The organism is Acidovorax sp. GW823-FHT01C06, from assembly GCF_058798375.1.
On the sequence record NZ_JBXAKN010000006.1, the window covers coordinates 26,829 to 52,378 of the forward strand.

General features: G+C 68.3%; 16 protein-coding genes and 1 pseudogene. 10 read left to right on the forward strand and 7 right to left on the reverse strand.

Annotation, left to right across the window (positions count from 1 at the left end):
- The first annotated feature begins 1 nt into the window (after position 1).
- The 10 genes and pseudogenes from AC1RCS_RS13880 (at position 2) to AC1RCS_RS13925 (ending at position 13,998) form a co-directional block, all read left to right on the forward strand.
- Positions 2-793, forward strand: coding sequence for a citryl-CoA lyase (locus tag AC1RCS_RS13880; protein ID WP_492245142.1), 792 nt, complete (start codon positions 2-4; stop codon positions 791-793).
- On the forward strand, positions 790-1,620 hold the full coding sequence (locus AC1RCS_RS13885) for an SDR family NAD(P)-dependent oxidoreductase (RefSeq protein ID WP_218339403.1): 831 nt from the start codon (positions 790-792) through the stop codon (positions 1,618-1,620). The genes AC1RCS_RS13880 and AC1RCS_RS13885 overlap by 4 nt, the downstream gene beginning before the upstream one ends.
- A 102-nt stretch (positions 1,621-1,722) precedes the next feature.
- Positions 1,723-2,844 (forward strand): tRNA 2-thiouridine(34) synthase MnmA, encoded by a 1,122-nt coding sequence (gene mnmA, locus AC1RCS_RS13890; protein ID WP_218339404.1) that lies wholly within the window; start codon positions 1,723-1,725, stop codon positions 2,842-2,844.
- Positions 2,845-3,170: 326 nt separating this feature from the next.
- On the forward strand, positions 3,171-3,647 hold the full coding sequence (gene bcsD, locus AC1RCS_RS13895; RefSeq protein ID WP_492245143.1) for a cellulose biosynthesis protein BcsD: 477 nt from the start codon (positions 3,171-3,173) through the stop codon (positions 3,645-3,647).
- Positions 3,648-3,693: 46 nt separating this feature from the next.
- Positions 3,694-4,248 (forward strand): cellulose biosynthesis protein BcsP, encoded by a 555-nt coding sequence (gene bcsP, locus AC1RCS_RS13900; protein WP_492245144.1) that lies wholly within the window; start codon positions 3,694-3,696, stop codon positions 4,246-4,248.
- On the forward strand, positions 4,245-5,027 hold the full coding sequence (gene bcsQ, locus AC1RCS_RS13905; RefSeq protein WP_218297088.1) for a cellulose biosynthesis protein BcsQ: 783 nt from the start codon (positions 4,245-4,247) through the stop codon (positions 5,025-5,027). Before bcsP ends, bcsQ begins: the two co-directional genes overlap by 4 nt.
- Positions 5,024-7,210, forward strand: coding sequence for a UDP-forming cellulose synthase catalytic subunit (gene bcsA / locus AC1RCS_RS13910; RefSeq protein WP_218297089.1), 2,187 nt, complete (start codon positions 5,024-5,026; stop codon positions 7,208-7,210). Before bcsQ ends, bcsA begins: the two co-directional genes overlap by 4 nt.
- Positions 7,211-7,259: 49 nt before the next feature.
- Positions 7,260-9,581, forward strand: coding sequence for a cellulose biosynthesis cyclic di-GMP-binding regulatory protein BcsB (gene bcsB / locus AC1RCS_RS13915; RefSeq protein ID WP_218339406.1), 2,322 nt, complete (start codon positions 7,260-7,262; stop codon positions 9,579-9,581).
- Positions 9,582-9,728: 147 nt separating this feature from the next.
- Positions 9,729-13,253 (forward strand): annotated as a pseudogene (locus tag AC1RCS_RS13920) (tetratricopeptide repeat protein); the annotation flags it as partial.
- A gap of 37 nt (positions 13,254-13,290) precedes the next feature.
- Positions 13,291-13,998 carry a cellulose synthase subunit BcsC-related outer membrane protein gene (locus AC1RCS_RS13925; protein ID WP_492266993.1) on the forward strand — a complete coding sequence of 236 codons (708 nt, stop codon included), beginning with the start codon at positions 13,291-13,293 and terminating at the stop codon, positions 13,996-13,998.
- Between the two features lie 234 nt (positions 13,999-14,232).
- On the opposite strand, the gene AC1RCS_RS13930 is transcribed toward AC1RCS_RS13925, so the two are convergent.
- The 7 genes from AC1RCS_RS13930 to AC1RCS_RS13960 form a co-directional block, all read right to left on the reverse strand.
- Positions 14,233-15,873, reverse strand: a complete 1,641-nt coding sequence (locus AC1RCS_RS13930; RefSeq protein ID WP_255590975.1) for a hypothetical protein — start codon at positions 15,871-15,873, stop codon at positions 14,233-14,235.
- A 435-nt stretch (positions 15,874-16,308) separates the two neighbouring features.
- Positions 16,309-17,022: a Bax inhibitor-1/YccA family protein gene (locus AC1RCS_RS13935; protein WP_492245146.1), complete on the reverse strand. Its 714-nt coding sequence runs from the start codon at positions 17,020-17,022 to the stop codon at positions 16,309-16,311.
- Positions 17,023-17,105: 83 nt separating this feature from the next.
- The gene (locus tag AC1RCS_RS13940; RefSeq protein WP_218297092.1) at positions 17,106-17,681 is read right to left on the reverse strand and encodes a hypothetical protein; all 576 of its coding nucleotides are present in this window, start codon (positions 17,679-17,681) and stop codon (positions 17,106-17,108) included.
- A 289-nt stretch (positions 17,682-17,970) separates the two neighbouring features.
- Positions 17,971-18,531 (reverse strand): single-stranded DNA-binding protein, encoded by a 561-nt coding sequence (ssb, locus tag AC1RCS_RS13945; protein WP_369643757.1) that lies wholly within the window; start codon positions 18,529-18,531, stop codon positions 17,971-17,973.
- A gap of 152 nt (positions 18,532-18,683) precedes the next feature.
- Entirely contained in the window at positions 18,684-19,862 is a 1,179-nt protein-coding gene (locus tag AC1RCS_RS13950) for an MFS transporter (protein ID WP_492245267.1), read from the reverse strand.
- Positions 19,863-20,302: 440 nt separating this feature from the next.
- Positions 20,303-24,670: a DUF4347 domain-containing protein gene (locus tag AC1RCS_RS13955; protein ID WP_492245147.1), complete on the reverse strand. Its 4,368-nt coding sequence runs from the start codon at positions 24,668-24,670 to the stop codon at positions 20,303-20,305.
- On the reverse strand, positions 24,667-25,524 hold the full coding sequence (locus AC1RCS_RS13960; RefSeq protein WP_492245148.1) for a sulfotransferase: 858 nt from the start codon (positions 25,522-25,524) through the stop codon (positions 24,667-24,669). The genes AC1RCS_RS13955 and AC1RCS_RS13960 overlap by 4 nt, the downstream gene beginning before the upstream one ends.
- Positions 25,525-25,550 lie beyond the last annotated feature (26 nt).

The following is a 25,550-nucleotide window of genomic DNA, read 5'->3' on the forward strand; positions in this document are numbered from 1 at the left end:
TATGACCACCAACGCCTCCAAGACCCCCGTCACCAGCCTGTGCACCCACACCCTCACCAGCCTGCATTACCGAGATGCGAACCTGGTCGAGGACTTGATGGGGAAGAAGACCTTCACCGAGGTGATGCTCATGCAGATCCTGGGCCGCGCGCCGCGCGGCGTGGACCTGCGCATCACCGACGTGGTGCTCATCGTGCTCATGGAGCACGGCCTCACGCCCAGTGCGATCGCCACGCGGCTGATCTACATGAGCGCGCCCGAGAACCTGCAGGGTGCCGTGAGTGCGGGCCTGCTGGCCGTGGGCAGCTCCTTCGTGGGCACCATGGAGAACTGCTCCAGTCTGCTCGACCGCATCGCGGCGGCTGAGGACCCCGAAGCCGAAGCGCTGGCCATTGCACGCCACTACAAGGGCCTGAAATCCCCCGTGCCCGGCTTTGGCCACCACCTGCACAAGCCCGTGGACCCGCGCGCCTACAAGCTGCTGGAGATGGGCCGCGCCGAGGCCGAGCTGAAAGGCGACAAGATCCGCGCGCTGGAGATGCTGTCCAGCGCCGTCGATGAGGTCGCAGGCCGCGCCATCACCATCAACGCCACGGGCGCGGTGGCGGCGCTGCTCGGCGAGATCGGCGTGCCCACGGCGGTGATGCGCGGCTTTGCCGTGATCTCGCGCGCGGCCGGGCTGGTGGCGCACATCGTGGAGGAGCAGAACAGCCCGTCGGGCCGCTTCATCTGGGACACGGTGGAGCATGCGATCCCCTTCGTCGGCGGCGCGGGCCAGGGCGGCCCGGCGTGAGCGCCGTACCGCATCCCCCCGCCCTGCCGCTGGACCTGTCGGGCCGTGTGGTCTTCGTGGCCGGGGGCGGGTCAGCCGGACCGGGCTGGAGCATTGGCCGCGCTGCCTGCGTGACCTACGCCCGCCTGGGCGCCAGCGTCTGCGTGGCCGACCGCGATGCGGCCTCCGCTGAAGAGACCACGGCGTTGATCCATGCCGAGGGCGGCACCGCCGCCACCTTCGTGGGCGATGTGGCCGAGGCGGCGGAGGTGAAGCGCCTGTTCGCCGAGGCGCGCGAACGCTTCGGCGGCGCCATCGACGTGCTGCACCACAACGTGGGCATCGGCAAGACCGGCGGCCCGCTGGAGACCAGCGCCGAGGACTTCGACCGCATCCACGGCGTGAACGTGAACAGCCTGCTGCTGGCCTGCCAGCAGGTGCTGCCCGGCATGGTGGAGCGGGGCCGGGGCTCGATCATCACGATCTCGTCCATCGCGGGCATGCGCTACCTGGGCTACCCGCACCTGGCGTATGGCGTCACCAAGGCGGCGGTCACCCACTTCACGCGTCTGGTGGCGCAGCAGTACGCGGGCCAGGGCGTGCGCGCCAACACCGTGGTGCCGGGGCTCATCGACACGCCGCGCATCGCGACCACGGTGGCGAAGATGTTCTCGGACGCCAGCCTCGACGAGGCCCGCGCCGCGCGCGCCCGCCAGGTGCCCATGGGCCGCATGGGCACCGCCTGGGACGTGGCACACGCCTGCGCCTTCCTGGCCAGCGATGCGGCGGCCTATGTGACCGGCACCGAACTGGTGGTGGACGGCGGCATCACGGGCAAGTTCGTGTAGTTCCGCCCAGCCCTGTCCCCGGCCGCCGGATGGCCTGCCGGGGGACAGGGCGTTCCTGGCGCCCGCGCGTGCCCTGCCGCTACAAAAAATACAATCGGTGCGATGACAGCATCCCCCAAGCAGCGCGTCGTCGTCGGCCTCTCCGGCGGCGTGGACTCCGCCGTGACCGCCCACCTGCTCAAACAGCAGGGCCATGAGGTGGTCGGCATCTTCATGAAGAACTGGGAAGACGACGACGACAGCGAGTTCTGCTCGTCCAACATCGACTTCGTGGACGCGGCCGCCGTGGCCGACGTGATCGGCATCGAGATCGAGCACGTCAACTTCGCGGCCGACTACAAGGACCGCGTGTTCGCCGAGTTCCTGCGCGAGTACCAGGCCGGCCGCACGCCCAACCCCGACGTGCTGTGCAACGCCGAAATCAAGTTCAAGGCCTTCCTGGACCACGCCATGCGCCTGGGCGCCGAGAAGATCGCCACGGGACATTACGCGCGGGTGCGCCGGAACCCGGCCTCGGGCCTGTTCGAGCTGCTCAAGGGGCTCGACCCGTCCAAGGACCAGAGCTACTTCCTGCACCGCCTGAACCAGGCCCAGCTGTCCAAGACCCTGTTCCCGGTGGGCGAGCTGCACAAGACCGAGGTGCGCCGCATCGCCGAGGAGATCGGGCTGCCCAACGCCAGGAAGAAGGACTCCACCGGCATCTGCTTCATCGGCGAGCGGCCGTTCCGCGAGTTCCTGAACCGCTACATCAGCCACGCACCGGGCCCCATCCAGGACGACCGGGGGCGCACCATCGGCAAGCATGTGGGCTTGAGCTTCTACACGCTGGGCCAGCGCCAGGGGCTGGGCATTGGCGGCATCAAGGAAAAAGGCGTGCAGCGCGGCGGCGGCGATCACGCGCCCTGGTTTGTCGCCCGCAAGGATCTCGCCACGAACACGCTGCGCGTGGTGCAAGGGCATGACCATCCCTGGCTCCTGTCCCACGCCCTGCAGGCCCAGGATGCCAGCTGGACGTCGGGCCACCCACCGGTTCCCGGCCACTACGGCGCCAAGACCCGCTATCGGCAGCAGGACGCCGCCTGCTCGGTCGTCAGCGCGGCGGGCACGGATTTCCAGCTGCGGTTTTCCCAGGCGCAATGGGCGGTCACGCCCGGCCAGAGCGCGGTCCTGTACGACGGGGAGGTGTGCCTGGGTGGCGGGGTCATCGGGTCGGCTACAGACTGAAACACTCGGAATTTTTCCAGCGCAGCCCAGTTGGCGGCGGGTCGCAAATGCGGGCTTTTCAATTGTCACTGACTATCGAATGAAAAATTCAATAGCAATTGATGCAAGATATGTGGTGTGGCACCCACAACCCTCTACGTAGATACCGCCAGTTGAACTAAGTTGACCTTCTGTTCGCTGCGGCAAGTGCCATTTCGGCGGGCAGGGCTCCTAAAATTCCTGCAAACGCTGTTTGAAACCACATGTATCAACCGATGCATATGGTAAACCCTTAGTCCACCCCGCCGAGGGCCATCACCGGCCCGATGCTTGCTCGCGTGCGCGCCATGTCCTCCATCGTTTCCATGCCCTCCAGTCCCGAGATCGCCGAACACCTGGCCCAGCAGCAGTGCACGGTCCAGTGGAGGGGGTTCTTTCAGGCCCTGGCGTCGGAGTTTGCCGCCGCACTCGCGCCGGAAGACCTGCGCGCGCTGATGTTCCGGGTGGGGGCACGGTTCGCGGCGGAGCATCCCCTGCCGGCGTGCGCCACCCTGCAGGAGCTGGAGCAGGCCATGTCGGCCGTGTGGACCCGCATCGACTGGGGCTGGGTCCGCCTGGTGCAGGACGTGGCGCAACTGGACATCCACCACAGCCTGTCGCCCGTATCCGCTGCGTTCGGGCCCGACCACGCACCATGGTCGGGTGGTTTCCTGGAGGGCGTCTATCAGGGCTGGTTCGAACTGGCCGGCGCTGGCCAGCTCAAGGTGGTGCAGCGCGAGCCCGCGGATGCCTGGGGGTGCGTGCACCTCCAGCTGGCACGCTGAGCCCTGCGGATTTCGGATTTCTACGTTTCGGCATTGACGGTGACCCATGAAGCATTCAGACGACATCGTGAACCTCTTTCAGCAGTTCGGCGCCAAGGCGGACCCTTACCATGAGCTGGCCCGCCAGCAGGAGCACAAGCTCTCCAGGGAGCGCTGGCCCCTGGTGTCGGCCGTCCGGGACGCCGTCGCCGATGACGTTCCTTCCGTAGACCGCCGCGCCGGCGCCCCCGGCGCCCCGACGCCCCAGGCGGCCTTCGCGCCCGCGCCGGCTTCGGCACGGCCCGTCCCCGCGGGCTGGGCGCAACCCGCCGCGCGGCCTGCGGCCGAGGTTCCTCCGCCCGTGGTGGCGCCCACGCCCATGCCTGCGCCTATGACCCCGGCGGACCGCGTGCCACCGTCGGCCGCGCTGGCCGCCCGTTCGCCCCTGGCCGGCCTGGCCGGCCTGCGCACCGCGGCGGCCCCTTCCCCTTCCGATGCGGCGGCGGTGCAACCCGGTTCGCTGCCCGCCGATCTGCCGTCGGTGTTTGCGCGCCTGGCGGGCGCGGGCGACACCCCGGCCCGGCCCGCAGCGGCCTGGCAGCCTCGCAAGGGCCACCCATGAAAGTGATTGCCATCGTTTCTGCCAAGGGCGGCGTGGGCAAGACGACACTGACCGCGAACCTGGCCACCGCGCTGGAGCGCCAGGGCGTGGCGACCTTGCTGGTGGTGGACATGGACCCTCAGAATGCGCTGGGCCTGCACTTCGGGGCCGATCCCCGCTCCCTCGCGGGCGTGTCCCGGGCCAGCCTGGCGGGCGAAGGCTGGGCCTCCGTCTGCGTGGAAAGCCCCTCGGGGGTGCATGTGCTGCCCTATGGGGTGGTGAACGAGGCCGACCGCGTGGCCTTCGAGCGGCATCTGGATGCGCATCCGCACTGGCTGGCACAGCAGCTGGAGAGCCTGGAACTGCCGCAGGACGCGGTCGTGCTGATCGACACGCCGCCCGGCCCCTCCGTCTACATGCAGCAGGCGCTGGCGGCGGCCCAGGTGGTCGTCGTGGTCAGCCTGCCCGACGCGGCATCGTATGCCTCGCTCGCCCTGATGCAGCGCCTGGTGCACACGTACTGCACGCCGCGCCCCGACTTTTCCGAAACGCTCTATGTGCTCAACCAGGCCGACGGCGCGCGCCAGCTGTCCAAGGACATCACGCGCGTCATGCAGGACAACCTGGGCGAGCGGCTGGTGGGCGTGATCCACGAGGACCAGGCCGTGCGCGAAGCGCTGGCCTACGACCAGAGCGTGCTGGAGTACGACGCACAGGGCCAGGCGGCCGATGATCTGCGCGCCTGCGCGCGCGTCCTGGCGCAGCGCCTGCGCCTGCCGCTGGCGGGGGCCGCGCGATGAGCGTCGACCAGCGTCCCCGGGCCGACGAAGTCGCCGACGCCGACTCCCACAGCCCCCAGGCCCGCTGGCGCACCGTGGTGCATGCCATCACCGGGTGGAACCTGTGGCAGCACCCCGTGGTGCGTGTCGCGGCGGTGGTGTTCAGCGCCCTCCTGATGGGGCTGGTCATCAGCGTGCCGCTCGACCTCCAGGGCCAGATCCTCTTTTCCGTGGGCTCGTTCGGTGCCGCCCTGCTGCTGAGCAAGACGCCCGGCCGCCTGTCCACGCTGGCCATGATCGTGCTGTCGATCTCGGCGTCGTCGCGCTACATCTACTGGCGCTTCACGGACACCATCGGGTTCACCAACCTGCTGGATGCGGCTTTCGGGTACGGCCTGGTGCTGGCGGAGCTGTATGCGTTCGCGGTGCTGCTCATCGGCTACTTCCAGACGGCGTGGCCGCTGCAACGTCGCCCGGTTCCCATGCCCCAGGACATCAGCACCTGGCCCAGCGTGGACGTGTTCATCCCTTCGTACAACGAGCCGCTCGAAGTGGTGCGCCAGACCGTGTTCTCGGCCATGAGCCTGGACTGGCCGGCCGACCGGCTTCACGTGTACGTGCTCGACGACGGCCGCCGCCCCGAGTTCCGCGAATTCTGCGAAGAGCTGGGCGTGGGCTACCTGATCCGCGACAACAACCACCATGCCAAGGCCGGGAACATCAACGCGGCGCTGAAGGTCACGCACTCCGAATACATCGCCATCTTCGACTGCGACCACATTCCCACGCGCTCGTTCCTGCAGATCTGCATGGGCTGGTTCTTCAAGGACACCAACCTGGTGATGCTGCAGACGCCGCACGTGTTCTTCTCGCCGGACCCGTTCGAGCGCAACCTGGACACGTTCCACCGCATGCCCAACGAGGGCGAACTGTTCTACGGCATCGTGCAGGACGGCAATGACCTGTGGAATGCCTCGTTCTTCTGCGGTTCCTGCGCCATCATCCGCCGCAAGGAGCTGCTGGAAGTGGGCGGCATCGCGGTGGAAACCGTGACTGAGGACGCGCACACCGCGCTCAAGCTCAGCCGCCTGGGCTACAACACGGCCTACCTCGAGGTGCCCCAGGCCGCGGGCCTGGCCACCGAGAGCCTGTCCGGCCACGTGGGCCAGCGCATCCGCTGGGCACGCGGCATGGCGCAGATCGCGCGCACCGACAATCCGCTGTTCGGCAAGGGCCTCAAGTTCGGGCAGCGCCTGTGCTACCTGAACGCGATGCTGCACTTCTTCTACGGCCTGCCGCGCCTGGTTTTCCTGACGGCGCCGCTGGCCTACCTGTTCTTTGGCGCGCACGTGTTCCAGGCCACCGCCCTGATGATCACCGCCTACGCGCTGCCCCACCTGGCCCACGCCAGCGTGACCAACTCCCGCATCCAGGGGCGCTTTCGCCATTCGTTCTGGAACGAGGTGTACGAATCGGTGCTGGCCTGGTACATCATGCGCCCGGTGCTGGTGGCGTTCATCAACCCCAAGCTGGGCAAGTTCAACGTGACGGCCAAGGGCGGGGTGATCGAGAAGGCCTATTTCGACTGGACCATCGCACGGCCCTACGTGGTGCTGCTCCTCATCAATCTCGTCGGGTTCGCGGTGGGAATCTGGAAGCTGTTCTCGTCGGCGGGCGATGAAACCACGACGCTGGTCATCAACATGGTCTGGACCACCTACAACGTCATCCTGCTGGGCGCCAGCGTCGCGGTGGCCAGCGAGACCCGCCAGATCCGGGGCACGCCGCGCGTGGCCGCCTCCCTGCCCGCCGTGATCCGCTTCGACAACGGGCGCACGCTGGTGTGCAAGACCGAAGACTTTTCCCAGCACGGGCTGGGCCTGTCCGTGCCCCCGGACAGCGACATTCCCATGGGCAGCCGCCTTTCGGTGTCGCTGTTCCGGTCGGACGAAGAAGGTGTCTTTCCCGCGGTCGTCACGTTCAGCGGCAAGGGCCGCCTGGGCGTGAAGTTCGACAACCTCAGCCTGCACCAGCAGGCCGAGCTGGCGTCGCTGACCTTCGCGCGGGCCGATGCGTGGATCACCAGCTGGGGCACCGGCCAGCGCGACAAGCCACTGCGCTCGCTCCGAAGCGTGATCGTGATCGGGCTGCGCGGCATGGGGCAGCTGACCGTCTCGGCCGTCAAGTCCCTGAAGCCCCGCTGAGAACACCGACACGTTCCAAGCCTTTCCCTGTTTCCAAAGACTCCACACCATGATTTCCAAAAGACATCCGACAGCGCGGCTGCCGCGCAAGCGCATGCTGCCTGCCATGCTGGCCTTGGTACTGGCAGGGACGGCCGTGCCGGTTTCGCAGCTCTCCGCCGCCCCCGCGCCCGTGGCGGCCGGCGTGGACGCGGCGGCGGCGGCACCGCAGTCCGACGGCGGCGTGCGCGTGCACCGCACCAGCTTCAAGGACCTGGGCGCCCTTTTTCCCCTGCAACTGCGGGGCGTGGACGGCACCAGCGGCGTGGCCTTCAGCGTGCGCGGCGACGAGGTGGTCACCGGCGCCCGGCTGAAGCTGAACTATTCGTACTCGCCCGCCCTGCTCACCAACTTGTCCCACATCAAGGTGCTGGTGAACGAGCAGGTGGCCGCGACGATTCCGGTGACCACGCAGCAGGCGGGCGAGAACCTGCAGCGCGAGATCACCATCCCGCCGCGCCTCATCACCGAGTTCAACCGGCTGAACCTGCAGCTCATCGGCCACTACACCATGGAGTGCGAGGACCCGCTGCACTCCAGCCTGTGGGCCAACATCGGCAACGACAGCGTGCTGGAGCTCACCGTCGCGCCGGTGGCGCAGACGAACGATCTGGCGCTGCTGCCCCAGCCGTTCTTCGACCGCCGGGACGTGCGGCCGCTGGACCTGCCCATCGTGTTCAACGCGGCGCCCAACGCGGGCATGCTGCAGGCCGCGGGAACCATGTCTTCCTGGTTCGGCGCGCTGGCGGGTTTCCGGGGCGCGAAGTTCCCCTCCTTCATTGGCGAACTGCCACCGCGCGGCAATGCCGTCGTGATGGTGGCCGGCCGGGGCCAGGCCCCGGCGGGCCTGGCGCTGCCCGAAATCCAGGGCCCCACGGTGGCTGTGGTCAGCCACCCGGCCGACCGCAACGGCAAGCTGCTGCTGGTCATGGGGCGTGACGAGGCTGAGCTGGCCGTGGCCGCCAAGGCGCTGGCCATCGGCTCCTCGGCCCTGTCCGGCCCGCTGGCGCGGATCACCGAGGTCACGGAACTCAAGCCCCGCAAGCCCTACGATGCGCCCAACTGGCTGGCCAACGACCGTCCGGTGAAGTTTGGCGAGCTGGTCGAAGCCCAGGCGCTCAACGTGTCCGGTTATTCGCCCGACCTGATCCGCGTGAACTTCTTCCTGCCGCCCGACCTGTTCGCGTGGCGCCAGAAGGGCATCCCGGTGGACCTGCGCTACCGCTATACGCCGCGCCCCAACGCGGACAAGTCCACGCTCAATATCAACGTGAACCAGCAGTTCCTGCGGTCCCTGCCGCTGCATGCGGTGAACCATGAGGAGCCGGGCGCGCTCGACCGCCTGTTGACGACGGTGATGCCCAAGGGCGAGATGGCGCCGGAGCGCGAGAGCTTCCACATCCCGCTGTTCAAGCTGCCAGCCCAGTCGCAGCTGCAGATGCACTACTACTACGACGTGGTCAAGCAGGGCGCGTGCAAGGACGTGCCGCTGGACAACGTGCGCGGCTCGGTGGAGGCCGATTCGACCATCGACATCTCCGGCTTCCCGCATTTCATCGCGATGCCCGACCTGGCCGCCTTCGGCAATGCCGGGTTCCCGTTCACCCGCATGGCCGATCTCTCGGAGTCCGCCGTGGTCATGCCGGACAAGCCGGGGGTGCAGGAGTACACGGCCTACCTGGGGCTGATGGGCGTCATGGGGCGCGTGACGGGGTACCCCGCCCTGGGCGTGACCGTGGCGCAGGCCCAGCAGGTGGACAGGCTCGCCGACAAGGACCTGCTGGTCATTGCCTCCGGCGGCAACCAGCCCTTGCTCAAGCAGTGGGCCAGCGCCATCCCCGCGGCCTTGCAGGGCGATGCGAAGAGCTTCCAGATGTCGGACTTCGCCAACCGCCTGCTGCGCTGGTGGGGTTTTGGCCAGGAGTCCAGCGTGCACGCGCGGCGCAACCAGGTCGCGTTCTCCAGCAACAGCACCGATGCGCTGGTGGCTGGTTTTGAATCGCCCCTGCGCAGCGGCCGCAGCGTGGTGCTCGTGGCCAGCAACCAGCCCGCGGGGCTGGGGCAGGTGATGGATGCCCTGCTGGACGCCGAATTGCTCAAGCACGTGCAGGGCAGCACCACGGTGATCCGCGGCAAGCAGGTGGACAGCCTGGTCGCCGAGAAAAACTACCATGTGGGCCAGCTGGGCCCCCTGCTGTACGCGCAGTGGTTTCTTTCGCGCAACCCGCTGCTGCTGATCCTGCTGGGCGTGTCGGCGGCGGTGCTGATTGCGATCATCATGTACCTGTCGCTCAGGGCGCGCGCACGGGCGCGGCTCAAGCAAAAAGGTTGAGGCAAGGCGCAGCACGCCCGGTATTTTCTGAATCACGCAACACAGTCCCGGCACCTCGGTGGCCGGGAACCTCGCAGGGAGAAGGAAGGCATGTCCTCCAAACGTCGTCGTCACCACACACTGGCCATGGGGCTGCTGGCCTCGCTGATGGCGCCCGCCGCGGCCTGGGCGCAGACCGGGGCGGAGCAGACCCTGCTGGACCAGGGACAGTACTGGCAGGAGCGCGGTGACACCGAGCGGGCGGGCGAGGCATGGCAGAAGCTGCTGCGCATCAACCCGCAGAATGCCCAGGCGCTGTACGGGATGGCGCTGGTGGAGCTCAATGCCCAGCGCCCCGAGGGCGCGCAGCGCTACCTGAACCAGCTGCAGGCGGCGCACCCGCGCAGCCCCCTGGTGAGCCGGCTGCAGGAGTCCATCCGCACGGGGCGCAGCGCGCCGCAGATCGAAACCGCGCGCCAGCAGGCCCGCAGCGGCCAGGCCAGCCAGGCGCTGAGCACCTACCAGGCGGCGCTGGGAGACCGCGCCCCCACCGGGCCGCTGGCCCTGGAGTACTACCAGACCCTGGGCGCCACGGCGGGCGGCTGGGACGAAGCCCGCCGCGGCCTGAGCCGCCTGGCGCAGGAGTCGCCCGAGGATCCGCAGATCGCGCTGGCCCTGGCGCAGCACCTGACCTACCGCGAGTCCACGCGCCGCGACGGCATCGCCCAGCTGGCGCGGCTGGCGGGGCGTCCCGACGTGGGCAAGGCTGCCACGGAAAGCTGGCGCAAGGCGCTGGCCTGGACAGGCAATCGCTCGGCCGACATCCCGCTGTACCAGGAGTTCCTGCGCGCCAATCCTGGCGACACGGCGGTGCAGACACGCCTGGTGCAGGCGCAGAACCTGCAAAAGCAGTCCCAGGCCGCTCCCGGCCGCACGGCCGATCCGCTGCGCCAGCGCACCACGGCAGGATTCCAGGCCCTGGACGACGGCGAACTGGATGCGGCGGAGGCCGCCTTCCTGAACGTGCTCGAATCGCGCCCCAGCGATGGCGACGCCCTGGGCGGCCTGGGCATCCTGCGGCTGCGCCAGGAGCGGTTTGCCGAGGCGCGGGGGCTGCTGGAGCGCGCCTCGCGCGCCGGATCGGCCAGCCGCTGGAAGCAGGCCCTGGACAGCGCCACCTACTGGAGCCTGGTGGAGCAGGCCACCACGGAACGCGAACGCGGCGACACGTCGGCGGCCCGGCGTTCGCTGGAACAGGCCGTGCGGCTCAATCCCGCCGAGGTGACGGCGGAGAGCGATCTGGCGGACCTGCTGGTCGAAGACGGCCAATACGACGCGGCGGAGGCGGCCTACCGGCGCGTGCTGGCGCGCCAGGCCGACAACCCCGACGCGGTGCGCGGCCTGGTGGGCGTGCTGGCGCAGAACAACAAGGCCGCCGAAGCGCTGGCGCTCGTCGAGAAACTGTCCCCCTCGCAGCAGGAAAAAGTGGGCGCCCTGGGGCGCCTGCGCGCCGCGCAGGCCCTGGGCCAGGCGCGCGCAGCCACGGAGCGCGGCGATGTCGCGGCTGCCCGCGCCGCGCTGGAAGACGCGCTGCTGAACGACCCGGCCAGCCCCTGGGTGCGGCTGGACCTCGCGCGCCTGTACCTGCGCATGGGCGCGGTGGCCGAGGCCCGCGGCGTGATGGACGGGCTGCTGCTGTCCAACCCCAACATGCCCGAGGCGCTGTACGCGGGCGCCCTGCTGGCCTCCGAGGCCGGTGACTGGCCGGGTGCGCTGGCCCTCCTGGACCGCATTCCCGAAAAGCACCGCACCCGGGACATCGCCGCGCTGCAAAAGCGCGTGTGGGTGCATGTGCAGGCCTCGGCGGCGTCGGCGCTGGCGGCGCAAGGCCGGCAGTCCGAGGCGCTGGCCGCCCTGGCGCAGGCGGAGTCCTTTGCCACGCAAGATCCCGAGCTGCTGGGGGCCATGGCCCTGGCCTACGCGGACGCGGGCGAGCCGCAGCGCGCCCTGGGCATGGTGCGCCAGGTGCTGGCACGCACCGCCCGGCCCGACGTGGGCCTGCGCCTGCAATACGCGGCGACCCTGCTCAAGACCCAGCAGGACGTGGAACTGGCGGGCATCCTGCGGCAGTTGCAGACCGCCCCCATGAACGACCGCGAGCGCAAGAGCTTCAGCGACATCCGCCGGGCCTACATCGTGCGCCAGGCCGAGGGCCTGCGCGAAGCGGGCGACCTGGTCGCCGCCTACGACACGCTCGCCCCCCTGCTGGCCGAGCAGCCCGACGAACCCCTGGCCATGGCGGCGCTGGCCCGCATGTACGCGGCCAACAACGACTATGCCCAGGCGCAGGCGCTGTATGCGCGGCTGCTGGAAAAGTCGCCCAATGATGTGTCCCTGCTCCTGCAGACCGCGGCCATGGCCACCGGCGCCAAGGACTACGGCTACGCGGAGTCGCTGCTGTCCGTGGCGCTGGCGCGCGCACCCCGCGATCCCGAGGTGCTGACCGCCACCGGGCGGCTGTACCGCGCGCAAGGCAAGAACTCCAAGGCCACCGAGTTCTTCACGGCGGCCGTTGCGGCCGAAAACGCGCAGCGCGATGCCGTGCTGGCCGCCAGTGGCGTGCCGGCGGGTCCGGCGCGCTCCGGGAATCCATTCGCCCAGCGCGCCGGGCAGCAGTTCCAGCGTGCCGGCGGTGGGCTGTCGGTGCCGGGCGCCGCCACGACGGCAGTGCGCTCGCCGGTGGGCTACACCCCCCAGCAGTACGCCCCGCAGCCCGTGGCGCGCAGCAATGCGCCCGCAGGCCTGTACATTCCGGATCCGGCGGGGGCCAGCCGCTTTGGCACGGCGCCACAGGCCTACGCCCCGGCCGCCCCCATGACGCCCGCCAGCTACTACCCCGAGGCCGCCAGCCCGGCCGCGGTGGCCGATGCGGCTGCATCCGCAGGCACCGCGCGCCGCGCCACGGCGACACGCGGCGCGGCGCCACAGGCCCCCGTCCAGCGGTCGTCCGCCGCCGCGCCCGCGGCACCGGCCGTGGCGCCCGCGTACGCTGCTCCGTCCGCCTCCCAGGTGCCTGCGCAGCCCGCCGCCAGCGGGGGCTACCTCACGCCCGCGCAGGCCTATGGCGGGTATGCGGCGGCACCCCAGCCGCTGCAGCGCGGTGGTGCGCCTGCCGCGGCGGCTCCCTCGGCCTGGGCCACGGCCGGGATGGGCAACGTGCCGGACCCTGCGCGGCCCCGTACGGCCCGCGACGAGCTGCGGGAAGTCCAGCAAAGCCAGATATCCAGCTTCTCGGTCGGTGCCACGGCGCGTGCCCGGCAGGGCGAGGCGGGCATGAGCCAGCATTCCGAGATCGAAGCCCCCGTCCAGCTGAAGATGAGCGTGGGCGACGGGCACCTGCTCCTGGGCGTGACCCCCACGGGCGCCAGCGCGGGATCGCCCGGGTCTCCGTACGGCACCGTCAGCCGCTTTGGCGGCGGCCCGGTCACCGCGCTGGACATGCCCGAGCGCGCGGCGGGGTCGCAGAGCGACAGCGGCATCGGGCTGAGCGTGGGCTATGAAAACGGCGGCTTCCGGGCCGACATCGGCAGCACGCCGCTGGGCTTCGGCCAGTCGGACGTCACGGCCGGCGTGCGATACCGCACGGCCCTCACCGACAACCTCACCGTGGCGGGAGACCTGTCGCGCCGCCCGGTGACCGACAGCCTGCTGTCGTTCGCCGGTGCCCGCGATGCGCGCACGGGAGACCGCTGGGGGGGGGGTGTCGGCCACGGGCGGGCGCCTGGACCTCACCTGGGACGATGGCGAGCTGGGCGTGTACGGCTACGGCTCGCTGCACGGCCTGACCGGCACCCGTGTGCGCAGCAATGCGCGGGCCGAACTGGGCGGCGGCATGTACTGGCATGTGCACCGCACCTCCAACGAGGACCTCACGGCCGGCCTGAGTTTCACGGGCCTGTCGTACCAGCGCAACCTGCGCTACTTCACCGTGGGCCACGGCGGGTACTTCAGCCCGCAGCAATTCGTGTCCTTCGGCATTCCGGTCGAATGGGCGCAGCGCAATGGCCGCCTGTCCTACCAGCTCAAGGGCTCGGTGGGCGTGCAGTACTTCAAGGAAGACGCGGCACCGTACTTCCCCAACAGCCCGTCGCGGCAGGCCAGTGCCGTCCAGGCGGCCAGCGACGCGCTGGCCTTCGGCGAAACCGGCGCCACCGCCATCTACCCCGGCCAGTCCCGCACGGGCCTGGGCTACAACCTGGGCGCCGCCATGGAGTACCAGATGCACCCGCAGGTGTTCCTGGGCGGGCACCTGTCGCTCAACAACGCGCGCAACTACCGCGAATTCGCGGGGGGCCTGTATGTGCGGTACGCGTTCCAGCCCTACAGCGGCCTGCAGGCCTTCCCGGTCAACCCGCTGCGGTCGCCCTATAGCTACTGAGGCCACAGAACTTCCCAGAGGGCCCACCAGCTTTCTGCAGGCAACAAAAAGGCCCGCCGCACATGAAGTGCGGCGGGCCTTTTTGTTGCTGGCGGCCACGCGTGTGGCCTGCTTGCCAGCCTACCTACCTGTGTGCCTCAGCCTGCCTGCACGCACGCAAGGCATCGCATGCACAAGCCGTCGAGGGGCCGGCGGGTGGCCCCCGTCTTGCGGCAGAGTGCCACCCCCTTACCTTCAGGGCGTGGCCTGCTTGGCGCCCACAAACACCGTGTGGGCGCGCGATCCCGCGACGGACAGCCCGGCGGTCAGGATACGCAGGCCGACCACGTTGCCGTTGGCGTCGAACTGCGCAGCCGCTGAACCGGACTGCGGCGGGCCGGACGACAGGCCGCAGGTGATGGGGGCATTCGGGCTGTTGAGGTAGCCGAACGCCTCCACGCGGTACAGGTTCAGGCCGCTGCCGAGTTCGCCCAGGAGCTTGCCCGCGACCTCGCAGCCGCTGGTGGTCAGGCCCGTGATCGCGCCATCGGCGAAGACCGTGAGCGTCGTGGTGTCACCGCCAAAGCCGGTGCCTGCCATCTTGTAGGTGCCGACGATCAGGGCCGTGGTGGGCACCTTGCCGGCGGGCAGCGCATACAGGGGGTCGGGCTGGACGCTGAAGCGGGTCGGGGCGCCGCCGGGCTGGGTGGGGTAGCTGAAGGTGCCGGTGAACAGGCTGGCGGTGCTGGAGCCCGTGGCGCTTTGCAGCGTGCCGTCGATCAGCACGGACTCGTTGTAGGCGCCCGTGTTGGCCAGCAGCCGGTTGAAGAACACCCCGTCGTTCGCGGTCACGAAGCGGTTGTTCGTCGCGTTGTTCGCGTAGCGGATGAGCCGACCGTACAGCGCATTGTGGTCCAGGCTGCTGTTGGTGTAGAAGAACAGGCCGCCATCCGGGAGCACGCTGCCCCAGACGGACGTGTCGCCAATCACGCCTGTGGGCAGCGTGAAGGCGCCCTGCCAGTTGCCCGCCACGGACAGCGGCGTGGCCGAGGGCGGCGTCGTGGTGCGCGGGTCGGCGATGCCGTTGAGGGTGTAGGTGTTGTCGGGGCCCGTTGCGTTGCGCGTGAACGCCCAGATGCCGTTGGGTACGCCCGCCGCGTCGAAGCGCAGCACGGCGATGCCGGACTGCTGGGTGCCGCTGGCCCCGCAGGAGGTCGTGTCGCCGGAGAGGTTCAGCGTGAGCGAGTACAGGGGCGAGCCCGCGGCGCGGGGCGTTGCCGAGCCCGTGACCAGGCAGCCGCCAATGCGGCCCGAGAGCTGGCCCTGGGGAGTGACGGTGAGCACCCATCCGCCGCCAAACAGGCCCGTGCCCCGGTAGGTGCCCTCGATCAGCGTGGCGGTCGCGGTGTGGAAATTGAGGCTGCTGTACGAGAGCTTCAACGGCACCACGGCGCCGGAGGCGGCCGCCGTCTGCGCCGGATCGCTGTAGTTGCCGCTGATGCCGTCGGTGCGGCCGATCTTGCCGCTGTTCGATGCCGTTCCGCGCAGCGTCAGGCCGGTGGCGAATTTGCCGTCCTGCACCGAGAAATACGTCACGCCGGTGGCCAGCACCGCGGTGACGTTGACATTCAGGCGCCCGTAGAGCGCATCGAAGCCCGCCGCGCCGGGAGCTTCGCGCGCCAGGTAGAACTCCCCGCCGGTGCCCATCGGGCCCGGATCGATGTAGCCCACGACCTGGCGCTGCGCCGCGCCCGTGCCCACCGTGCCTTCCCACACGCCGCCAGGGAACTGCTGAACCCCCGGGGCGGGGCCCACATCCGCTCCATCGGAGGAGCCGCCGCCGCAACTGGCGAGCAAGGCCGCACAGGACAAAGAAAGCCAAAGAGATTTGCGCATGATGGACAGAAAGAAAGATCAGTGGGTGGCAGGTGGGTGGCGCGGGTGCGCAAGCACGGCACCTGCCGCAGTGCTGGAGACCTCCGCACCGGGGCATGGCGCAAGGCGCACTCGGCGCGCCAGCCGGCGCGCATGCGCGGCATGCAGGCTGGCTGGCGGTGTCCAATTGTGCCAGCAGCAGGCCCAAAGGACGATGGGAAATGGGGCACCGCAAGGGGCTGCGGGCTTGCTGGGCGGGGCGCGGCGGCCCGGCGCATCCCGCAGCCGGCAGGGCGCACGGCGTGGCGTGTACTGGTTTGCTATTATTTTTGTAGCTTCTGGTGCTTTGCCAGCAAGGGGTGAGGCGGTTTTTTTGCCTCCATCTGTGGCCGCTCAACAAAAAAGGCCGGACTCCGGGCGGGAGTCCGGCCTTGCGGGCCGCGCGGGCGGCTCGGCTCAGTCTTCGTTGGTCGCCAGGCTGATCAGGATGCGCAGCACGTACCAGAGCATCAGCGCGATCGAGGCGAACAGGTGCAGCGCGGCGCCCGCAGGGCGGTCGGCGGGGTAGTCGTGGATGATGCGCGAGGTGTCGTACAGCACGCAGGCGCCCGCGAACAGCACCATGATCCCGGAGAACCAGATGCCCAGCTTGAAGCCGAAGATGGCGCCGGCAATGATGGTGCCCAGGGCCACCAGGCCCCCCACCTTCAGGATGCCGCCCAGGAACGAGAAGTCGGTCTTGGTGGTGAACGCCGTCCAGGTGAGCGCGCCCACCAGCAGCAGCGTGATGAAGGCCGCCGCCCCGATGGCGCCGGGGGCCACGATCTGCGCGATGCCGAACATCGGCGCGAAGATCAGGCCTTCGGCCAGCACGTACAGGCCCAGGCCCATGAGCTGTGTTTGCGGGTTTTCAGAGTTGTCGGCCATGTACGAGGCCAGCCAGCCCACGAGCATGAACGCGCCCATGACGCCCAGCCACAGGAACTTGTTGCCGCTGCCCAGCAGCATCTTGGCCGTTGCGCCGGAAAAGCCGGTCGCCATCAGCACGGCGGAAAGCACCACGAAGGCCAGCATGGCGGCGCCCAGGTGCTTGTAGGTGGAGACGATGAAGTCGCGCCGTTCAAACGGCGCGCCCTCGGGCGTCGAAGGGGTCAGTGCATTGGGGTTCATGGCGCATTCCTCCATTGGATCGTTGTGAAAACAGGGGAAGGGCATGGCCACAGCGCCCCTCCCTCCCTCTCTGTGAAAAATTCTCAGGCAGCGCTGAGCTGCTGCTCCTGGTCGGCGGCGCGCAGCTTGCGGTTGCACCACACGCCCAAGGCGCCCAGCAGGGTGAGCACAATCGCGAAGATCCAGGTGCCCGCGCCGCTGAAGGACCGTGCGGAGGAGGCCGCCTCGGCCTGCAGGCGCTGCCGGGTCGCCTCGTAGCTGATCACGGGCTTGCCATCGACCGCCACTTCGTACACCAGGTCGCTGTCGCTCTTGTCCACCAGGGCGGTGATCTTCTCGTCAATGAGGTTGCCAACCAGCTGCTGGGGCGTGCTGTAGTCGATGCGCAGCTTGCGCTCCTCGGCGCCCGCGGCATCGGGCTTCACGCTGATTTCGTAGTACTTCTTGGTGGAGCGGCGCTTGCGCTTGACCGTCACCTCGGACGCCTGCGTCACGGTGCCTGCCACGGACTGCAGGCTCTCGCGCGCCGCGTAGGCATGGTCGCCCTCGGCCTTCCAGCCGCTGTACAGCGACAGGCCGATCAGGCCCGGGCCGGCCAGCAGCAGCAGCCATGCGTAGCCGGTGATGAAAATCAGAATCTTGCGGACGAATCCTGGCATGACGTTCCCTCTCTCTCGTTCTTGCTTGAATGTTGTGGATACAGGCTGAAATTGCCGCCGCTGCTGGATGCAGCGGCCGGCAAGGACGAGATGATCTTCGAGTTGGGCGCGCCGGATGTAAAAAAGTGTTGGCCCCGTTGCGGCGGTGCCGCACTGGACAAAGTGGCGGGGTGGGCAGCGCCGCGGCCGGTGTAAAAGCGCCGCGCGGCGCCCGCCGGGGCAAAAAAAAGGGCCCGCAGCGTCCGTGCTGCGGGCCCCTGGCCGGGTCATTGCAAGAGGGGTGGGTCCATCAGAACGGGATGTCGTCATCCATGTCGTCAAAGCCCGAGGCCGCGCGCGGTGCCTGGGCCGCGGGTGCGGGGGCGGGGCGCTGGGCGGGTGCCGCCATGGGGCGCGGCGCGGGCGCGGCGCGGCGGGGGGCCTGGTCATAGCCGCCGCCCTGGTCGCCGCCGCCGTAGCCGCCATCGTCATAGCCGCCGCCCTGCTGGCCACCACCACCCTGGCCGCCCATGCCCTGGCGGCTGCCCAGCATCTGCATCTGGTCGGCGCGGATTTCGGTGCTGTACTTTTCCACGCCGCTCTGGTCGGTCCACTTGCGCGTGCGCAGGGAGCCTTCGACGTACACCTGCGAGCCCTTGCGCAGGTACTGGCCGGCGATCTCGGCGAGGCGGCCGTTGAAGACCACGCGGTGCCATTCCGTGGCTTCCCGCATTTCGCCAGACTGCTTGTCTTTCCACTTGTCGGTGGTGGCGATCGTCACGTTGGCCACCTGGTCGCCACTGGGGAAAGTGCGCATTTCAGGGTCGCGGCCCAGGTTGCCGACGATGATGACTTTGTTTACGGATGCCATGGTGCTGTCTTTGCCTTAAGGAAGTAACAAAGCGCCGGATTTGGAGAGAGTTTCCGGGCGCCAAACGCGCCATTGTGCCGCAAGCGGGGGGCAATGGAAGCCCCCACCCGGCAGCGCCCGGCCGTGCCCAGGCCCGCCGCCGCTTGTTGTGCTCAATGGCCGCCGCGGCCCACGGGCCGCAGCGGCCAGGTCAGCGCCAGCCACAGGGCCGTGAGTGCGGCGGTCGCCGCGAACAGGCCCGGAGCCCCGGCCCATTTCACCAGCGCGCCGCCCAGCGCGCCGCCGGCGAACAGCCCCAGCGACTGCAGCGTGTTGTAGCTGCCCAGCGCGGCGCCACGCAGCTGGGGCGGCGCCATGCGCGAGACCAGGCTGGGCTGGCTGGCCTCCAGCGCGTTGAACCCGCAGAAGAAGACGAACAGCAGCGGCCCCAGCACCCACAGCGTCGGCGGCGCGGCGCTGGACGCCAGCGTGCCCAGGCCCACCTGCACGAGCAGCACCAGCGCGATGGCGCCCAGCAGCGCCGCGCGCAGCCTGCCGGCGCGTTCCAGCGCGAAGAGCCCGCCCATGGCCCCGAACGACAGCACCACGGCGGGCAGGTAGACCTGCCAGTGGTGGTCCTTGGCGAGGCCGGCCTGCACCAGCAGGGCCGGCACGGCCACCCACATCGATAGCTGCACGGTGTGCAGAACGAACACGCCCAGGTTCAGGCGCAGCAGATCCGGGTGGCTCCACACGTCGGCCAGGCGGCCCCGTGCGGCATCGCCGTGCCGCGCGGGCTCCGCAGGCACCCACCAGATCACCACCGCCACCCCGGCCAGTGCGAGGGCGCAGGTCAGGCCGAACAGGCCCGCCAGCCCGATGTGGGCCGCCAGCACGGGGGCCGCCACCAGCGCCACGGCGAACATCAGGCCGATGCTGCCGCCCACCAGCGCCATGGCCTTGGTGCGCACGGCGTCGCGCGTCTGGTCGGCCAGCAGGGCGGTCACGGCGGCCGACACGGCCCCCGCGCCCTGGAGCGCGCGGCCCGCGAGCAGGCCCGTGAGCGAATCGGCCAGCGCCGCCAGCAGGCTGCCGGCGGCGAACACCAAAAGCCCCAGCACGATCACGCGCTTGCGCCCGAACCGGTCGGAGGCCATGCCCAGCGGCAGCTGCAGCAGCGCCTGCGTGAGACCGTAGATGCCCATGGCCAGTCCCACCAGCGCCGGATCGTCCCCGCCGGGGTACTTGCGTGCCTCCAGCGCGAAAACCGGCAGGACCAGGAACAGGCCCAGCATGCGCAGCGCGAAGATCAGCGCCAGGCTGATGCTGGAGCGGCGCTCCAGCGGGGTCATGGTGGAGGGTGTCACGGGCGCGGAAGTGGCGGTTGGCAAGGGCTGAGGCACGTCTGGGCGCACGAGTGGGGGCGTGGGTGAAAGCAAGCGAAGCTGCGATTTTCGCCCATCGCCTTGCTGGGACTCCAACATCCGTCGCAGCCCCGGGCTGATTTGCGCAGACCTTGTGCTCTGAACGGCGGCTATCGCCGGACTGGTAACAAGTGGTTGCTATATTGGTTATAGCAAGCAATTTTTCCGGTATGCCCGGTCCGCCGCGTGGCGGCATCACCGTGGCCAACCCGCGTGCCAGCTTGTCCCCAGACCGGCACGCGTCACACGCAGTCCTCCGCGAGGACGGCCCATCGAAGGCTGCGCAGTGCGCGAAGTTCCGCGCGTGCAACTGCAGGCACCAACTGCACCCGCAGGGCGTCCGCAACGGGGGCATTGGCGCCCCGTCCTCAGGTGGCGCGGCGCTGGCGGTATCTCGCTCCCAGCCAGCCCACGAGGGTTGCCATCATGGCCAGCGCCCAGGGGTTGTCGACAGGAATCCCCACGGCGCCTCCTGGGGCGGCCAGGGCGGGTGCGAAGGGGTCGCGGATGGTGCCCACTGCCGCTTCGGAATCCCCGATGCCGTTGTCGGCCACGGTGTAGGCCACGGTGCGGCGGTCCAAGCTCAGGGTGGCGCCCGTCCAAGCAAACCATGTGGATGTGGGTGCACCCGGCGTAGCAGGCCCAAGCTTCCAGAACTGAACCCCTGCAGGCAGGGGCTGCGGATAGTCCAGCGTGAGAGTGACGCTGCCCGCGCAACCCGTGGCCAGGAATTCGAAGCCACCATGGGGGAGCGTATGGCCTCCCGGCGCGCTGCCAGGTGTCATGAATCCAGTGCCGCTGTTGAGCGTGCAACTGGCACCGCCACCCGACAGCGTGGCCGTGGCCAGACCTGCCATGCCTGGCACTGTGCCCGACACCGTCAGCTGCGCATTCACGGTAAAGATACGGGTAACCTGCGTGGCTGCCAGGTAGCTGCCGTTGCCCGCCTGGTCCGCGTTGATGGTACAGCTGCCTGCCGTCACGAAGGTCAGTGCACCACCTGCAGTGATGGTGCAAACGCCCGTCGATCCGGAGGTGAATGTCGGAGTCAGGCCAGAGTCGGAGGTCGCTGTCAGCGTGGGCGTGGTACCGAAGTTCTGCGGGCCCGGGTTGGTGAAGGTGATGGTCTGGGTCGCTTTGGGTATGACGGAATTGGATGCCGCCGAGGCCGGGCCGGTGCCAGCGACGTTGTCCGCCGTCACGGTGAAGGTATAGGCCTGGCCGTTGGTCAGGCCCGTGACGACGATGGGCGACGCCGCACCGTTGACCGGCGCCACGTCTGCCGGGCTCACGGTCACGGTGTAGCTGGTGATGGCGGAGCCCCCGATGTTGGTGGGCGCGACAAACGCCACCGACACCTGGGTATCGCCCGCAGTGGCCACCACGGACGTGGGCGCAGCCGGCACAACAGGGTTCACCGTGAACGAGCGTGTGACCTGGGTGGCCGGCAGAAAGCTGCTGTTGCCCCCCTGGTCGGCGTTGATCGCGCAGGTGCCCGCCGCAACGAAGGTCAACACCCCGGCAGAGGTGATGGTGCACACGCCCGTCGTCGCCGAAGTGAAGGTCACCGGCAGCCCCGACGTGGAAGAGGCGCCGCCGCCCAGGATGGAGAGGTTCGGGTTGGTGCCGTAGTTCTGCGCTCCGGGGTTGGCGAAGGTGATGGTCTGTGGTGCTGCCGGCGTGACCGAATTGGAGGCCGCCGACGCCGCGCCCGTACCCGCACTGTTGGTGGCGGTAACGGTGAAGGTGTAGGCCAACCCGTTCGTCAGGCCGGTCACGGTGATGGGCGAACTGGAAGCGGTGCCGGTGGCGCCACCTGGACTGGCGGTGGCGGTGTAGCCCCCTGCGATGATGGCCGCGCCGCCAGTGGAGGCTGGCGCGGTGAAAGTGACCGAGGCCTGGGTGTCGCCAGCGGTTGCCGTCCCGATGGTGGGCGCACCGGGCACGATGGCATTCACGGTGAAAGTGCGGCTGACGGTGGCGGCCGCATTCCACATGACATTGCCGGCCTGGTCGGCATTGATCGTGCACGAGCCTGCCGTCACAAACGTCAGCGTGCCGCCGCTGGTGATGGTGCAAACGCCTGTGGTGGACGAACTGAACGTCGGCGTCAAGCTGGACGAGGCGGTAGCCGTCAGCGTGGGCGAGGTGCCGAAGTTCTGTGAGCCGGGGGTCGCAAAGGTGATCGTCTGGTTGCCCTTGGGGATCACGGAGTTGGATGCGCCAGACGCCGTGCTGGTGCCGACACCGTTGGTGGCTGTGACGGTGAAGGTATAGGCCGTGCCGTTGCTCAGTCCCGTCACCGTCACGGTGCATGCTGCCGGCCCTGCGCAAGAGCCAGAGGCCCCGTCTGGGCTGGCGGTGGCGGTGTAGGTGGAGATGGCGGAGCCACCGTCGCTGCCCGGTGCGCTGAAGGTCACGCTCGCCTGCGCATCGCCGGCCGTGGCCGTGCCGATGGTGGGAGCCCCCGGCGCGGTGAGGATATTCACTGTGTGCGTGCTGCCGCTGCTGTACGCAGCTGCCGCATTGCCAACGCCATCGACGATATTGGTGCCTCCATTCAGGTTGACCTTGAGCGTGCCCGTGCCGCTGATGCCGCTGACATTCACGTTGATGGCTGTCCCCGAGCTGGCGGACACGCTGGCGATGGTGCCGGAAGCCGAGCCTGTGCTCGCGAGCGTGAAGTCGTCAGTGGATACGTTGCCGACAAGCTCGCTGAAATTCACCGTGAAGGCCATGCTGGTATCGCCGCTGGTAGGCGTGCCGCTCACCGCGATGCTGCTGACCGTCGGTGCGATGGTGTCCACCGTGGCGTTGGTGCTGTCGCTGGCGGTGGCGGCATTGCCAGCGTTGTCTGTGGCGGTGACGCTCACGTTGCGGTTTGTCAGTGCGATGGCGCCGGCTGTGATGGTGTAGGTGGCCGTCCAGGTGCCACTGCTGTTGGTCGCCGACACCGCGGAGCCGCCACCAAACTGGCTGAAGTTCACCGTCGCGCTGCTGATGGTGTCGAGGTTGTTGTCGCCGCCAGCCGTGTTGTTCCAGGTTGCGGTGACGGTGTCGCCAATCCTGTAGGCGTCGCCTGCGCCCGAGGCGCCGCTAATGCCAATGTTTCCGTCGGTGACGGTGGGAGCGATGCTGTCCACGGTGGCACTGGTGGTGTCGGCCGTGGTGGTGCTTCCGCCAGCGTTGGTGGCTGTGACACTGACGTTGAGGCTGGCGGCGTCGATGGCGCCTGAAGTGATGGTGTAGCTGGCCGTCCAGGTATTGCTGCTATTAGTGGCCGCCACCGCAGTGCCGCCGCCGAACTGGCTGAAGTCCACCGTCACCCCAGTGATGGTGCTGCTGTTGTTGTCGCCGCTGGCGGTGTTGTTCCAGGTGGCGGTGATGGTGTCGCCGATCTTGTATGCGCCACTGGTGCCTGATGAGCCCGAGATGCTGATGCCGCCGTTGGTAACTGTGGGCGGCGGCGGCGTGTTGATGGCGCCTTGAATAGTAAAGTTGTTGAAACTGAAAAATGCCGGCTCGTCGTTTGCCGCAACGCTGCAGGGCGTGGAGCAGTCGAAAAGGAGCTTGAAGCCTTTCAGCTTTTGGCCTGCAAAGGTGGTTAACTGCGCACCACTAAATACAAAACTATCTGTGCCAGCTGTTCCATTGATGGCGCTGGAAGTCACCGACCCACCGGACTGCAGATACCCGACAACCCTTACATTGGTGAATTCAGAGGCCCGACCAGAACCCAAGGGTGCTTCAAAACCCTGTACCTGGGTCAGCTCAAATGCAGTGGTATTTACACCATCTGCCTGAACATAGAAGAAGTTGCCCGTAGCACCCGCCATGTTGGGCGAGAAAGCATATGAGTTCCCTCCGTAGGTGTATTTCCCGACATTGGCACCACCCTTTGCTGTGATTTTGAAGTCGGTCGCACTCACTGTGGGAGTATAGAAACCGCTCCAGGAGACAGTCCCATTGAAATCTTTCAATCCGTTGGACGCAACTAAAACGCTGGAAAAATCCAGTAGTGCTTTCTCTGAAAACGCCAGAGTTGCCTCGATATCTCCGCGTTGGACTTCCAGGTCCCAGTCGCCCCCCAATGCCGTGCTGCCCGTCAGATTGCTCGATGCGGCCACGTCGAGGCCAGTCTGCTGCTGGACGATGTCCAGCAGCGCACCGCCTTCGCTGCTAGCGGCCAAGTCGCAGCCGTAGAACAGCAGATCTGCGCCAGGGCGTACAGCCTCACGCAAGGTGGAAAGCGCTGCCAGCTCCTCGTGGGCATTGTCGGGTGTGATGCGGCTGTTACCCAAGAGCAGCATGCCAGCGCTGGCATGCGAGACCACGTGGATGGCAGCCAGGTTGCGATGGCCGCGCAAGGCGTCGGCCAGCTGTGGCAGGCCAGGCAGTGAGGGGTCGATCTCCACGGCCACCACGCCGGGCTTCAGGCCCCGGTACAGCGTGGCCTTGTCGGAGACGGAGCCATCGATGACCACCAGCTCGGTGGCAACGGGCAGCTGGAGGATATCCAGACTTTCCACATCGGTCTGCGCGGCGGCACGTCGGGCCGATGGTTTGGCCCTCAGAGGGGTTTTGATGGTGGGGCCCAAGGCTTCCATCTGCAAACGCGCATGACCGCGCGGCTGATAGCCCCCACGCATCAGGTAGCCCCCGGCCGAGGTGGCCGCGGCATGGGCGGCAAAAGGAAACAGCAGCGCGGAAAGGCCGCCTAGCAGGGCTCGGTTCATGGTGTTTCCTTATTGGTCTTCGTGTTCTGAACGTTGGCCCGGCGCGGGGCGACGATGCTGGCCGAGGTACCCGTCTGATCCTGCCAGAAATCCATGTCCTGGTATTTTGCGAAAAGATCGGGGGGAAGAATGCTGCGGCGTGGCTTGAAAGCGACCTTCTTCTTCACGTCGTGCAGGCCCTTGACACCCAGATTCTGGTCGAACTCGTTTTCCGAATACTCGACGTTGTCGAAGTCATGCTCGAACCACGGTTCACCGATGAAGCGGTACACCAGCTCCAGCGTGCGCCGGGGGTGCTGGGTGAGGAGGTCGTAGTCCAGCAGCAGGAGCCGGTCTGAAAATTCGCCGTAGTAGGCTTCTTTGAGTGCTGTCCAGGCGCTGCCCACAGCACCACCGGCCGACATCATGACCTCGCAGCGTGAATACACGGTCTGCCTGCCACCCGCACTGTACATGCGGCTGTAGTCAAACGGATTCTTGCGGTGGATGACCTCAAAGCTATCCATGACCCAGGCCGGGTTGCGCACACAACAAATCATCTTGAAGCCGTCCACCAGTTCGACGAGCTGGTGCATGCGCGCCGTCCACTGGCGGTTGGTGTCGAAGATGACGGGCTCGGTCTTGTCGGCGTAGTAGGCGTCGATCAATGCGCGGCAAATGGCTTTGCGCTTGGCGGTATCGAAAAAGGGATACGACTCGCTGCCTGCACCCATCTGCTCGAGCACACCATTGACCAACCCCGCCACAGGGCTGCTCATGGCGGCATGAAAGCGTGGGTTCTGGCGCAAGATGCCCGCCAGCAGCGTGGAGCCCGAGCGGGGAAGGCCGGAAATGAAGTGCAGTGTGTGCGACATGGAAATGGGGCAAGGGACGCGCACCG